Origin of the sequence: Helicobacter mehlei (genome assembly GCF_007280785.1) — a bacterium.
GTDB lineage: Bacteria > Campylobacterota > Campylobacteria > Campylobacterales > Helicobacteraceae > Helicobacter > Helicobacter mehlei.
Genome location: NZ_VKGC01000010.1, coordinates 38,219 through 50,438, shown reverse-complemented (window position 1 = coordinate 50,438; position 12,220 = coordinate 38,219). Strand labels below are relative to the sequence as shown.

Below are 12,220 nucleotides of genomic sequence, written 5' to 3'. Positions count from 1 at the left end.
TACCAACCCCCCGCCCCCCGCCAAAAGCCAATTTTTTTTCTAAAACCACTTTTTTAAAAATTTTTAAACCGTATTTTGTTTTTTCCCCCCCCCCCCCCCCCCCCCCCCCCATTCGCCAAACAGATCAAAGCAAATGCCCCATTTTGTTTTTTTTAGTTTCTAAGTATTCTTTGTTGTGGCAGTTGCTTTCAACAATAATGCTACTGCGCTCCACCTCCACATAAGCCCCAATGGCGGCGATTTTTTGGGGGTTATTGGTCAAAAGTTGGATTTTAGCAATCCCGTAATGCTTCAAAATATCCCCCACAATGGCATAATCGCGCTCATCGTCTTTAAACCCGATCGCCCGGTTAGCCTCAATCGTGTCATAGCCTTGATCTTGCAAAGCATAGGCGTTGATCTTGTTAAACAGCCCAATGCCCCGCCCCTCTTGGCGCAAATAAATCAACATGCCCCCCTGCTCGTGCGCACCAATTTGACGCATGGCCATCTCCAATTCACCCCCACAATCGCATTTTTGAGAGCCAAAGACATCTCCTGTTAAACACTCTGAATGCACTCTAACAAGGGGCACTTCTAAGAGTTCTTGAGTGAAAACGACCAAATGATCCACTGGCAAGCCCCCTTCCTTATGCTCTTGGAAGGATTGAATCCAAAACACCCCAAACTTTGTGGGGAGTTTGGCGCGGTTTGAAATTTTAACCCGACTATCCATATCAAGCCCTTTACTTCGTAAAATGGGGCACTATCCTAGCATTTAAAGCCCACATTATGGTAAATATTTCTTAGCTTTTTTTAAGCTATTCTTATTTTCTATGCCCAACATTTTGGTTACGCCCAGATTTTGGAGCACAAAACCAATAAAATCCATGCAAAAAAGTGCGGTGTGCCCTAAAAGCCTAAAGCCCAGTAACTTTTTTTGGTGTCTTTGGATGTGCTGGGTGGCGTGGTAGAAAAACTCACCCACCAAAGGACCCATAGTCGGCGTGCAGATCAAATCTTGCCAGCTAGGGATTTCTACAAAGGCTTCTAACCCGTATTCCCAAAAAAAGGTTGAAACCAAGAAAGTGAAGAGCACCCCCGCACTCCAGCGATAGCCCGCCACCCTAGATTGCATGTAGTAAATCGCACCAAAATACGGGTGCAAGACCCAATTAAAAATAAATAGATCGTCATCAAATTGCGGACCCAAGCAGACATTGTGAAACCAGCTCCCCAGCCCGAATTTTTCTTTGCTCCAATGGGTAACACTCTCAGGCATCAAATACAGCCCTACAATGCCCAAAATAAAGCAAATACCCAACAGACCCACACTCGCGCCCAAGTATTTAGACCGGCTATCTGGCACATAGTGTGTGTTAAGAATGTAAGAATCCAAACTTTTCAAAGCACCTTGAGAGTTTTTCTTGGCAAGCAGATAGCGTAACAAAATATCAATGGCAACCCGCAGGGATAAAAGCAATAAACATAACCAGCCCTTTATTTTGGAATCGCCGTAATGATAGCTAAAATTTTAAATAAAATGGCAGAATTGTTTGATACGATCCACTTACAGAATAGATCGATTTGGAGAAAGGCAAGAATGAAACGAACTTGGAGTCATTTGGTTTGGGCGTTGGTTGCCATTGTAGGTGCGGTGTGTTTGGGTGTACTGGCTTTACACAAAGGCGAGAGTATCAACACGCTTTGGCTGGTATGTGCAGCCATTTGCATTTACTCTTTGGGTTATCGCTTTTATAGCCATTTTATCGCTTATCGAGTGCTCTGCCTCAACGATGGACGTGCCACACCGGCCTGTGTGCGCAATGATGGGCGTGATTTTGTCCCCACCCACAAGGCAATCACTTTTGGTCATCACTTTGCCGCTATTGCTGGGGCAGGTCCGCTAGTAGGTCCGATTCTGGCAACCCAAATGGGTTATTTGCCCTCCGTGCTGTGGATTTTAATTGGGAGTGTTTTAGGGGGCTGTGTGCATGATTTTGTGGTGCTCTTTTGTTCCATGCGGCGGGGTGGGAAGTCTTTGGGTGAAATGGTGAAAGATGAAATGGGTCCTGTGGTGGGTTGGTTTGCACTCTTGGGGATACTAGGGATCATGATCATCATCATTGCCATTTTGGCTATGGTGGTGGTCAAGGCTCTAGCGCATTCGCCATGGGGACTCTTTACGATCGCTATGACCATCCCCATCGCGATTGTGATGGGGCTTTACATGCGCTTTTTCCGCATCCGTGTTTTAGAGAGTTCGCTGTTGGGTTTTGTGCTCCTGATGTTGGCAATTTATTATGGCAAGGTGGTGGCCAATGATCCCATCCTTGCCTCTTATTTTACTTTGAGCGAGGGTACGCTAGCTTGGCTGGTTATCGCCTATGGTTTTATTGCCGCCATCTTGCCCGTGTGGTTTTTATTGGCTCCTAGAGATTACTTGAGCACCTTTTTAAAAATTGGGGTGATTTTGATCTTGGCAGGGGCAATTATCATTGTCGCTCCGCCCTTGCAAATCCCCAAGATCACCCACTTTATTGATGGGAGCGGTCCGGTTTTTGCCGGCGCGCTCTTCCCCTTTTTGTTCATCACCATTGCCTGCGGAACCATTAGTGGATTCCATGCTTTGATCGCCTCGGGCACTACGCCTAAAATGATCGCTAAAGAAAGCCATGCGCGCTTGGTGGGCTATGGCTCCATGCTGATGGAATCCATTGTGGCGATCATGGCATTGCTCATGGCTGCCATTTTACACCCCGGACTTTACTTTGCAATCAACGCCCCAGCTAGTACCATTGGAAGCGACATCACAGAGGCGGCTAAGGTGATTAGTTCATGGGGTTTTTCCATTAGCCCCCAAGAGATCGAACAGATCACCAAAAACATTGGCGAACACAGCATTTTAAGCCGCACGGGGGGTGCACCCACTTTTGCTATTGGGCTGAGTATGGTTGTCTATCAGCTTTTAGGCGATCCTAGTGTGATGGCATTTTGGTATCACTTTGCGATCCTTTTTGAAGCCCTTTTTATCCTCACAGCTGTGGATGCGGGCACTAGAACTGCGCGCTTTATGATCCAAGATATTTTAGGGCATCTTTATAAGCCCTTAGGCAATACAGAGTCCTATGGGGCGGGTATCTTTGCGACTTTGGTTTGCGTGGGGTTGTGGGGATATTTTCTCTACCAAGGCACTATCGATCCTAAAGGTGGGATTTACACCCTTTGGCCCCTATTTGGTGTGAGTAACCAAATGCTAGCAGGCATGGCACTCTTGCTGGCCACGACCATTTTATTTAAAATGCAACGCTTCAAATACGCATTAGTAACGGCGATTCCAGCTAGCTTAATTTTGGGGATCACCTTTTATAGCGGGACTTTAAAGGTTTTGCCTAAAGGCTCTGATAGCGTGTTAAACCATGTTTCCCATGTCGCCACCGCCCAAATTCTAAGAGAAAAACTCGCCACCACCACCGATCCTAAGCAAATCAGCCAACTCAAACAGGCGATCACCAACCACACCATCGATGCAATTTTGTGTGTATTTTTCATGCTGGTTGCCTTTTTGGTTTTGATAGCTAGTGTGCGGATTTGCTACCGGGCTTATAAGGGTCAAATCAGTCCGCCACTGGCAGAAACTCCCTTTGTAGCTGTGTCTTAATTTTAGACATGCTAGAATCAAAATAAAAAAGGTGTAAAAGTGGAACTGCATAATAGCGATGCCGATGTGCAAAAATTCTTGGATTTTTGCAAAGAAAAAGAAGTAGAATTTGTGGATTTTAGATTCACTGATGTGAAGGGCACATGGAATCACATGGGCTATTCATTTTCCAGCGTGGATAAGGATTTGTTACAACAAGGCATCCCCTTTGATGCGAGTTGCTTTAAGGCATGGCAGAGTATTGACAAGTCAGACATGATCTTGCAACCCGATTTGATTCGCTATTTCATCGACCCCTTTAGTGCAGATATTACCGCTGTGGTGTTTTGCGATGTGTGGGACATTTACAAGGAACAAGAATATGAAAAATGCCCTAGGGTGATTGCCAAGCGCGCTTTAAAGCACTTACGCGAACTGGGGATCGGGGATATTGCCTATTTTGGGGCAGAAAATGAATTTTTTATCTTTGATTCGATCAAAATGAAGGGCGATGTGAATTGCCAATATTACGAGATTGATAGCGAAGAGGGGGAATGGAATCGAGCGCGTAGTTTTGAGGGGGGGGTGAATTTTGGACACCGCACGGGGCGTAAGGGCGGGTATTTGCCCACACCCCCCACAGATACCATGATGGATTTGCGTGCTGAAATTGTCAAGGTGCTCAACCAAGTGGGGCTAGAAACCTATGTCGTCCATCACGAGCTAGCCCAAGCGCAAGGGGAGATTGGTGTGCGCTTTGGGGATTTGGTCGAGGCAGCGGATAATATCCAAAAGCTTAAATATGTGGTGAAAATGGTCGCGCATCTCAATGGCAAGAGCGCAACTTTCATGCCCAAACCCTTATATGGAGATAATGGGAGTGGCATGCACACCCATGTGAGCATTTGGCAAAAAGGAGAAAACCTCTTTTGCGGGGATGTCTATAAAAATCTTAGCCAAATGGCTTTGCACTTTTTAGGCGGGGTATTAGAACATGCTAGGAGTTTGGCGGCCTTTACCAATGCCTCTAGCAACTCTTATAAACGCTTGATCCCCGGGTATGAAGCCCCCTCAATTTTGACCTACTCAGCCCAAAATCGTAGCGCGAGCGTGCGCATTCCTTACGGGGTGAGTGGGAAGGCGACCCGTTTTGAATTGCGCTTCCCGGATAATTCCTCTAACCCCTACTTGGCTTTTGCAGCGATTTTGATGGCTGGCTTGGATGGGATTCACAAAAAGAGCGATCCGGGTGCACCGATGGATATTAACCTTTTCACCCTAACCCTAGATGAAATCCGCGATCGGGGGATCAGACAACTCCCCCACACGCTACGCAGTGCTTTAGAGGAGATGCTCGCCCACAAGGATTACTTGAAAAAGGGCGAGGTTTTTACCGAAGAGTTTCTCCAAGCTTACCAAAGTTTCAAATTCAAATCTGAAGTCTTCCCTTGGGAGAGCAAGCCCCATCCCTTTGAGTTTGAAACCACCTATTCGTGCTGATGAGAAGAAGGCGGGGCAGTTCTTTTAGGGACAGCCACAATAAACTCAAATTGCTCATGCGCCTCATTCGGATCGCCACCCGTTTATTCAAAAAATAAAAAGGATCGTGCATGCCTTATCCCCTCCTAGCTTTTGTACTTGCTCTTGTATTCTATGGGTGCAAGCATGCCCCAGCTCCTAGCAGTGAAGTTACTTTTTCTTACTACGAAGAGAGCGAAAAACAACAACCCAAAAACCATCTCTTGATCTTATTAGCCCCTATGGAGATTAGCTTTAGCTCTAATGTGCCTGAGAGCATGCAAAAAGAGTTCAAGACCTCTATGCTGGATCAAATCCAGAGTATTTTAGAAAAACGCGGATTTTCCGTAGAATTGGTGGATTCCAAACCCACGCCCAAGCAAGCTAATGAAGGCTATGTGGTTGTACGCATCACCGGTGCCATTGATGTTTTAGAGGAACTAGACATGAGTATTTTCAAGAAAAAAGATAGTGGCATTAGCAAGCGTAACAAAAACTTATCCATGGGCTTTTTGGAGCTCAGACTCTTAGAACCCAAGAGTCAAAAGGTGCTCCAAATGAGCGCGCTAGAGTTGCCCGGCTATCAGATCAAAACCGATGTTACCATCCAACAACAACGCACCACTGGCGGGGGGTTTATGCCCACCAGCGTGGTAACACCCGTGCATGGCAATGGGTTTGATAGCCATGTCTATCAAATCTTACTGCAAATTTATACGCAAGGTGTGAGCAAGATTAGCCATGAGCTCACCTTGCACAAGTTGGAGCAAGAAAAATACTTGATCCAAAAAGCCAAACAAACACCTTAAGGGGGCACGGCTACTTTATTCACCTTTTATTGCTAGAATGTGCCCTTTAGTGATAACATGGAGGTTACATGGCAATTATTGGTAAATTAAACTCTTTAGAGACACTTTTCAGCAAAACCCTAGAACTAGAGACTCTCTATGGGTATTTGGCTAGCATGTTGGACACCAACCACCCCCACCACCAAAGCTTAATCCAACAGCAAAGCGGATCGCTACGGCAAGACATCGGGCATGGCATGCACGCCATGCACATCGCTTACAAACCCTTAGGAGGTGTGTTGGAGACTCACCGCACCCACATTGATTTTTGCCTTGTGGTGCATGGGTGTGAGATTTTAAACTTAAGCGACTCAAGCGATTTGGTAATTCAAGAAGACTATGATAGCACGCTAGACAAGCAAACTTACCATAATGGCGAACATAGCCTAGAAATGTATTTGCACGCTGGCTGGTTAGCCATCTTATTCCCCACAGATGCGCACACCACCAGCCCCCACCCCCAATCTTTGGACTTAGTGCATAAAGTCGTGGCTAAAGTGCCCGCTAATCTTGTTAAATTAAAGCTCTAAACATGAAAATTTGCTCTTTTGTTTTCTGTATCGCCCCCCTGTGTGCGGGCACTTTGGAGGGGATTTACCAAACCCAAGCTTTTTTGTATATGAAAGCCTCTTATGTAGAATTTTTTAAGTATGAGGACAAGTATTATGCTTACGGGATTGCCAATGTGGATGGCTCACCGGCTAGAAAAGATATTTACAATAAAAACCCTGCTTTACGCAGCCGTAGCGATAAGGGCGTGGTGTTTTTATATAATCTGAAACACATTTATGATGACACCTATAAAGGCGGGCGGGCATATAATTTTTACGATGGGCGGACTTATTATGTGCAAATCCACCAAAAGAAAAACGGGGACTTAAAATTTTTGCCCAGCCTAGATCGGCGTGGATTTTTTGGCAAAACTTTTATCTGGAAAAAGCTCGATGAAAACTACCTCAAAGAGCACAACATTGCCCGACCTAATTTTTTTGAAGTGCTCGAAACCCTCAAGCAAATCCCGCAAGACCCTTAAGAGCAAGGGCGATCTTAACCGCATTGGTGGCCGCACCCACGCGCAACTGGTCAGCTACACACCACAAGTGTAGCATGTGTGGGCTGTGCAAATCATCGCGAATCCGCCCCACAAAAGTTTGATCGCTATGGCTAGCAATCAAGGGGGTGGGGTAGCTAGAGGTGGTGGGTTCATCGAGCACCACGACATTGGGAGCTTGTTTTAAAACTTCTCTAGCTTCTAGGGCACTCACGGGTTTTTCAAAGCTAATACTCAGACTCTCACTATGGCTTCTAAGCACGGGGACACGCACACAAGTAGCACTGATAGGGAAGTTGGCGTGCATGATCTTATGGGTCTCTTGCACCATTTTCATCTCTTCTTTAGTGTAACCCGAGGGTAAAAAGACATCAATTTGGGGGATCACATTAAAGGCGATGGGATGGGGGAAGGCACTATTAGGCGCATTAGAATCCTTGATTTGTTCTTGTAGCTGGTGAATGCCCTTTTTGCCCGCCCCGCTCACAGCCTGATAAGTGCTCACATCCACGCGCACAACTTTAAAGGCGTGGTGTAGGGGGTTTAAGATTTGCACCATTTGGATGGTGGAACAATTCGGGTTAGCAATGATTGATTGTGGGCAGTTTTGCAAGTCTCTCGCATTGACCTCTGGGACCACTAAGGGGACATCTGCTTGCAAGCGAAAAAAACTGGTATTATCAATCACCACCGCGCCATTTTGAGCAGCACAAGGGGCAAAAACCTCACTCACGCCCTTACCTGCACTAAAAAAGGCAATGTCGATCTTTTCTTGGCTAAAAAAGGCTTGGGTGGTCTCTAAAATGGTGTGATTCTCCCCAAAGGCGCGGATTTTCTTGCCCGCACTCTTGGCACTAGCCAAAGCAAAGAATGCGCCCACGGGAAAAGTGCGCTCTTCTAATACCTTGATGATCTCCTCACCCACTGCCCCGCTTGCGCCCACTAAAGCAATGCTATATGTTTTCATTCTTTGACCATCGCTAAAGCTTTTAGAAAACTCAAATGATTCACCTGCAATCCCGTTGTCATGTTTTTGAGTGTCAAACTCTCCTTTTGCACCTCTTCTTCGCCCAAAACCACCACAAACTCATGCCCCTTCTGGTTGGCATAGCTAAAAGGTTTTTTTAACTTGCCAATCTCAGGGTAAAGCTCGGTATTGACCTCACTTTGCCTAAAATTCTGCGCCACTTGGCTAGCATAGACAAAATGCGAGGGGTGCATGCACACCACCAACACCCGCGCACTAGTGGATTTGCTCTCCACCAACTCCAATTCCTCCAAAGCCACCAACAAGCGATCCAAACCAATAGAAGCCCCCACGCCGGGTAAATTTTGCGTGCTAAAACTCCTGGAGAGATTGTCATAACGCCCCCCCGAGCACACACTCCCCAAGCTGGTGAGTTGGTTGAGTGTAGTTTCACAGACCATGCCCGTGTAGTAACCCAATCCCCTAGCAATGGAAAAATCCACCTTGAAGTGATCCGGATTGATGTCTAGGGCTAACAAGAGGGCAAAAAGTCTCTCTAGCTCCTCTAAGCCCTCCTTGAGGGTGGCATTGTAATCTTTCAAGTAAGCCACGCGTTTGAAAAACTCTAGGCTATCCTCTTCTTGTTTGGTGTTGATGATGCTCAAAAACTCTTTAAAATCAATCTCGGGAAAATAGGTATTAAGCTCTAAGAGCACCCCCTCATGCCCGATTTTGCCCAATTTGTCAATCACCCTTAAAAGTGTGTGGGTGTCCTCTTGGGCGTGCAAGCCAAAATGTTGGCACAGACCATTTAAAATTTTGCGGTGGTTGATCCAAACACTAAACTCCTCCAAATCTAGGGCTCTCAAACCCGCAATGATCACCTGGATAATCTCGCTATCACAAAGGATGCTATGACTCCCAATAAAATCAAAATCACATTGTGTAAATTCGCGATAACGCCCTTTTTGGGCGCGCTCGCCCCGAAAAACATTCCCAATCGCATAACGCTTAAAGGGCAAACCCAAGACAGAATGGTGTTGGGCGATAAAACGTGCTAGGGGCAAGGTTTGATCAAAGCGCAAGCCCACTTCACGCTTGCCATGATCTTTAAAGCGGTAAATCTCTTTTTGAATCTCCCCTTGTTCTTGGGTGAGGATATGGGCGTATTCTAAATGTGGAGTCTCAATGGGCACAAAACCAAAACTTTTAAACACATGGGCTAACTTGTCCAGCACCACCCCCTTTGCCATCGCCTCTTTAGGGAGTCTGTCTTTAAAGCCACTCAAGGTTTTAGGAGTGATCATGGGATTCCTTTATTAAGATGGGTGCATTATAGCAATTTTTAGGATTCTTTAGGGCTTAAAGCTTGGGGGCAATCCCTAGCTCTTGGGCTAAGAATTTAGCGGTGTAACTCTTGCTTTTGGCGTGGTTTTTGGCTAGCTCTAAGGGTGTGCCCTGTATCGTGATTTGCCCACCTAAATCGCCCCCTTCAGGTCCCATATCAATGATATAATCTGCGTTTTTGATCACATCTAAATTATGTTCAATCACAATCATGGAGTTACCCAACTCCACTAAGGAATGCAAAACATTAATCAATAATTGTACATCTTCAAAATGTAGTCCGGTGGTAGGTTCATCTAAAATGTACAGAGTCTTGCCCGTGTCTTTGCGACTCAACTCCTTAGCTAATTTGATGCGTTGGGCCTCCCCCCCGCTTAGGGTCGTGGCATTTTGCCCCAAAGTGATGTAACCCAACCCAACTGCTTTAAGAGTCTGTAATTTGGTGGCAATCTTGGGGATTTTGGCAAAAAACTCTAGGGCTTCCTCCACACTCATGCGCAACACATCGGCAATGGATTTCCCCCTAATCTTGATCTCTAGGGTTTGGGGGTTATATTTGCTCCCCTTGCACGCATCGCATTGCACCAACACATCGGGCAAGAAGTGCATTTCAATCTTAATATCCCCCTCACCGTGGCATTTTTCACACCGCCCGCCCTTGACATTGAAACTAAAACGACTCGCACTATAGCCTAGTATTTGCGCCTCCTTGCTCATCGCAAAGAGATCGCGAATCTCATCCATCACCCCCGTATAAGTGGCGGGGTTAGAGCGGGGGGTTTTGCCAATGGGGGCTTGATCCAAATAGATCACCTTGTCTAAGTGCTCTAGCCCCACCACCTCCACGCTCCCCACTGCCTTTTTTTGGGCGTGATTCAAGCATTCCTTAACAATGGGTAAAAGAGTCTGCAAGATGAGCGAACTTTTCCCACTCCCACTCACCCCGCTCACGCACACAAATTGCCCCAAAGGGATTTTCACACGCAAGTTTTTAATGTTGTGGATGGACACACCATTAAGCTCCAAAAAGAGCGTTTTTGTGCTAGGTGCTTTTGTGGGGCGTGTGATTTGTTTAGCCCCGCTCAAATAAAGTGCGGTCGTATGCGCGCTTTTCAGCAAGCACTCCACGCTCCCGCTAAAGACCACTTCCCCGCCGTATTTGCCCGCCCTAGGCCCAATATCCACCACAAAATCGGCTTGTTTAATGGTTTCTTTGTCATGCTCGACCACAATTAAGGTGTTGCCCTTTTTTTGCAAATTCTTTAAAGTTTTAATGAGTTTGAGCGTGTCCTTTTCGTGCAAACCAATACTGGGTTCATCTAGCACATATAAAACACCGGTTAGTCCGCTCCCAATCTGGCTAGCAATCCGGATTCGCTGACTCTCTCCCCCGCTTAAGGTGCGCGCATCTCTGCCCAAACTCAAATAACCCAACCCCACATCCACCAAGAAAAACACCCGCTCTAAGATTTCTTTTAAAATCGGGGTGGCGATGCGTTGGTTTTGGGGGCTCAAGTAGGCAAAATGAGTGGAATTCTTAAAAAAAACATACACGCTATGGATGGGCATATCCAGCAAATCGGCGATATTATGCCCCGCCACCCGCACGCCCAGAGAGGACCCCTTGAGGCGATGCCCATGGCAGACACTGCATGGCTTTTCGCTCATGTATTGGTTGAGATCGCGTGTGTCTTTGAAAATATCGTAGGCAATTTGGATCACCCCTTTCCAAGGACGTTTGAGTTGGCTTTGCCGCCAAGTAAAACAAATTTCTGTCCCATTGCCATAGAGCAAAGCCTCTTGCTGAGTCGTGCTCAAATCTTTAAAAGGCACGCTAGGATCGATTTGATTAGCCACACAAAAGCCCTCGAAGAGGGCGTTATAATAGTTGTGATTCCAAAAAAAGGCTTTTTTGATGTGCTCGGTGGGTAAATTGGGGTCTAGGATTTTTTGGGTATCTAGGCTCAGTTTGCTTCCCAAACCCGCACACGCCTCGCATGCGCCCTTAGGGGAGTTAAACGAAAAGCTCAAGGGTTCTAGCACCTCAAAGCTTACCTTGCATTGAAAACAAGCCAAATGCTCGCTATAATGCATGCTTTTTTTGCCCTCAGTGTCCATCACCTCCACTTCTCCAAAACTCTCGGCTAAGGCTTTTTCTAGGGCACTGGCTAGGCGGGCTTGGTTTTCTAGGCTCGCTTGCAAGCGATCGAGCACGGCTTTAATAGTGTGTTTCTTGCTCTTGGCAAGCTCGATGGGCTCATCTAAACGCACCAGCACGCCATCAATGTAGGCGCGCACAAAGCCTTTTTGGCGTAAATTCGCGATCTTGTCAGCAAAGCTGCCTTTTTTATCGCGGATTATGGGGGCTAAAACAATAATGTTTGTGTCTTTGAAGTCTTGCAAGACCTGCTCTAAAATGTCGCCCACGCTCATGGAGGCAATGGGCGCGCCACACAAATGGCAATGTTGTTGCCCCACGCGCGCAAATAGCAAGCGTAAATAGTCGTAAATCTCAGTGATTGTGCCCACGGTGGAACGGGGGTTCTTACTCGTACTCTTTTGATCAATCGCCACAGCCGGAATCAAGCCCTCGATCTTATCCACAGCGGGCTTGCCCACCTTGTCTAAAAATTGGCGCGCATAACTGGAGAGCGACTCCAAATAACGCCTTTGCCCCTCGGCATAGAGGGTATCAAAAGCCAAAGTGGATTTGCCCGATCCGCTCAAGCCGGTGAAAACGATGAACTGGTTTTTGGGGATTTCCAAATTAATATTTTTGAGATTATTTTCCCGCGCACCATAGATTTGAATTTTGTCTAACAAGCTTTCTCTTTGCAACCCATGAATTTTTGGAACGCTATTATACAGAA

The 12,220-nt window shown here is 46.4% G+C and carries 10 protein-coding genes; 5 read left to right on the top strand and 5 right to left on the bottom strand.

Annotation, left to right across the window (positions count from 1 at the left end; translation table 11 throughout):
* Nucleotides 1–124: 124 nt before the first annotated feature.
* Entirely contained in the window at nucleotides 125–715 is a 591-nt protein-coding gene (gene ribA / locus FNE76_RS05045) for a GTP cyclohydrolase II (protein ID WP_120947468.1), read from the bottom strand.
* 54 nt (nucleotides 716–769) lie between these two features.
* Entirely contained in the window at nucleotides 770–1,462 is a 693-nt protein-coding gene (locus FNE76_RS05040; protein ID WP_407925315.1) for a DUF3943 domain-containing protein, read from the bottom strand.
* Nucleotides 1,463–1,582: 120 nt separating this feature from the next.
* On the opposite strand from FNE76_RS05040, the gene FNE76_RS05035 reads away from it, so the two are divergent.
* From FNE76_RS05035 to FNE76_RS05015, 5 genes are all read left to right on the top strand, one after another.
* Nucleotides 1,583–3,640 carry a carbon starvation CstA family protein gene (locus FNE76_RS05035; RefSeq protein ID WP_162983035.1) on the top strand — a complete coding sequence of 686 codons (2,058 nt, stop codon included), beginning with the start codon at nucleotides 1,583–1,585 and terminating at the stop codon, nucleotides 3,638–3,640.
* A 39-nt stretch (nucleotides 3,641–3,679) separates the two neighbouring features.
* Nucleotides 3,680–5,119: a type I glutamate--ammonia ligase gene (gene glnA, locus FNE76_RS05030; protein WP_120947466.1), complete on the top strand. Its 1,440-nt coding sequence runs from the start codon at nucleotides 3,680–3,682 to the stop codon at nucleotides 5,117–5,119.
* 110 nt (nucleotides 5,120–5,229) lie between these two features.
* Complete coding sequence (locus tag FNE76_RS05025) at nucleotides 5,230–5,946, top strand: HpaA family protein (protein ID WP_120947465.1); 717 nt, start codon at nucleotides 5,230–5,232, stop codon at nucleotides 5,944–5,946.
* 68 nt (nucleotides 5,947–6,014) lie between these two features.
* Nucleotides 6,015–6,515: a YhcH/YjgK/YiaL family protein gene (locus FNE76_RS05020; protein WP_120947464.1), complete on the top strand. Its 501-nt coding sequence runs from the start codon at nucleotides 6,015–6,017 to the stop codon at nucleotides 6,513–6,515.
* Between the two features lie 2 nt (nucleotides 6,516–6,517).
* On the top strand, nucleotides 6,518–7,018 hold the full coding sequence (locus FNE76_RS05015; protein WP_120947463.1) for a DUF2147 domain-containing protein: 501 nt from the start codon (nucleotides 6,518–6,520) through the stop codon (nucleotides 7,016–7,018).
* Here FNE76_RS05015 and asd read toward each other — a convergent pair.
* The 3 genes from asd to uvrA are packed head-to-tail and all read right to left on the bottom strand — an operon-like array spanning nucleotide 6,993 to nucleotide 12,188.
* Complete coding sequence (gene asd / locus FNE76_RS05010) at nucleotides 6,993–8,003, bottom strand: aspartate-semialdehyde dehydrogenase (protein WP_120947462.1); 1,011 nt, start codon at nucleotides 8,001–8,003, stop codon at nucleotides 6,993–6,995. The two genes, FNE76_RS05015 and asd, sit on opposite strands and share 26 nt — an antisense overlap.
* On the bottom strand, nucleotides 8,000–9,310 hold the full coding sequence (gene hisS, locus FNE76_RS05005) for a histidine--tRNA ligase (protein ID WP_120947461.1): 1,311 nt from the start codon (nucleotides 9,308–9,310) through the stop codon (nucleotides 8,000–8,002). Before hisS ends, asd begins: the two co-directional genes overlap by 4 nt.
* 55 nt (nucleotides 9,311–9,365) lie before the next feature.
* Nucleotides 9,366–12,188 (bottom strand): excinuclease ABC subunit UvrA, encoded by a 2,823-nt coding sequence (uvrA, locus tag FNE76_RS05000; RefSeq protein WP_185963001.1) that lies wholly within the window; start codon nucleotides 12,186–12,188, stop codon nucleotides 9,366–9,368.
* Between the last annotated feature and the right edge of the window lie 32 nt (nucleotides 12,189–12,220).